This window comes from Burkholderia cepacia, assembly GCF_001039005.1.
Classification (GTDB): domain Bacteria; phylum Pseudomonadota; class Gammaproteobacteria; order Burkholderiales; family Burkholderiaceae; genus Burkholderia; species Burkholderia theae.
In genome coordinates this window covers 1-1,687 of record NZ_LDWR01000107.1, presented here as the reverse complement: position 1 = coordinate 1,687, position 1,687 = coordinate 1, and the positions used below count along the sequence as shown (strand labels likewise).

Here is a 1,687-nt window from a genome sequence, read left to right as displayed (position 1 = left end):
TGTAGTGGCTAGATAGAAATGTCCGCTTTTGGCTACATGGAAATGTCCGCTTTCGTGCCACGTAAGCTGTCCGGCCGCCGGGTGTCCGGCGCCGGAGGCTGCGATGGCTGCAACGGAACGGATCACGATGACGATGCGCGAGCTGGACCGGTTCAAGGTCATTCAAGACGTGGCGGACGGCAAGCTCAAGCCATCGCGTGCAGCGGAACGGCTGGAATTGACGACACGACAGATTCGCCGGCTGGTCGCCCGGCTGCGTGAGCACGGTCCGGCGGGTTTGGTGTCGGGACACCGAGCGAAGCCCGGCAACCGCCGTCTGGACCCAGGCGACGCCGACCGGGCGCTGTCGATCATCCGCGATCGCTACGCCGATTTCGGACCGACACTGGCCTGCGAGAAGCTCTGGGAATGTCACGGCATTCGCCTGGCCAAGGAGACGGTCAGGAAGCTGATGACGGAGGCAGGTTTATGGGTGCCGCGTCGGCAGCGTCCGCCGAAGGTTTATCAGCCGCGAGCGCGCCGGGCCTGCCTGGGTGAATTGATCCAGATCGATGGCAGCGACCATCGGTGGTTCGAGGAACGGGCGCCGGCCTGCACGCTGTTGGTGTACGTCGACGACGCGACGAGCCGGTTGATGATGCTGCACTTCACGCAAACCGAATCGACCTTCAGCTACTTCGAAGCGACGCGCGCGTACATCGAACGGCACGGCAAACCTGGGGCGTTCTACAGCGACAAGGCCAGCGTGTTCCGCAACGTGAAGCCAGGCAAGACCGGTAACCGCGTGACACCGTTCGGCCGCGCGATGTACGAGCTGAACATCGACACGTTCTGCGCGAACAGCAGTTCAGCCAAGGGACGAGTCGAGCGCGCACATCTGACGTTGCAGGACCGATTGGTCAAGGAGATGCGATTGCGCGGAATCAACACGGTGGCCGACGCCAACGCTTACGCGCCCTCCTTCATGGCCGTCTACAACGCGCGCTTCGCGAAACCGCCGAAGAGCGACTTCAACGCGCACCGGCCGCTGCGGCCCGACGAGAGCTTGGATCTGGTGTTGACGTGGCGCGAGCCGCGGAAAGTGACGAAGTCGCTCACGGTGCAGTACGACCGGGTGATGTACTTGCTGGAGGACACGCCGGAGAACCGGACGCTGATCGACCGACAGATCGAGGTGTGGGAGTACCCGGATGGGCGGATCGAAATCCGGTCTGACGATCGCGTGTTGCGCTGCAGGCAGTACGACCGTTTGGCTGAAATCGATCAGGGTGCCATCGTCGAGCACAAGCGCTTGAGTCATGTGCTGCAGGTCGCGCAAGCCCTTCAGGCACAACGCGATAACAGTCGAATCGGTAAAGCGCCGTCACGCACACATCGTGGCGACTCGACCCGGACCAATCGAAACGAGGCTGAGCCGGGCAAGAAGAAGCAACGCAAGATCACGCAGGCCGACGTCGAGCATGTGATCGTGGATCTGGCGCAACGGAAGCAAACCGCAAAGCTGCCAAACAAACCTGGCCGTCGGTCTGCAAAGGCTGGGGAAACAAACGTGAGCGCCCTGCCCGTTCAGGCGTCGACCTTCGACACTGCGTAACGCTCAAAACGAGGGAAAAACGCAGCAAAACCAACCCTAAAACCGGACATTTTTAAATAGCTGGAAGGTGGACATCTGAATCCGGGTATGACA

At 61.4% G+C, this 1,687-nt stretch carries 1 protein-coding gene; it reads left to right on the top strand.

What is annotated here, in order from left to right; all coding sequences use genetic code 11:
• Window positions 1–103 precede the first annotated feature (103 nt).
• Window positions 104–1,594, top strand: a complete 1,491-nt coding sequence (locus tag VL15_RS37805) for an ISNCY family transposase (RefSeq protein WP_048252014.1) — start codon at window positions 104–106, stop codon at window positions 1,592–1,594.
• Window positions 1,595–1,687 lie beyond the last annotated feature (93 nt).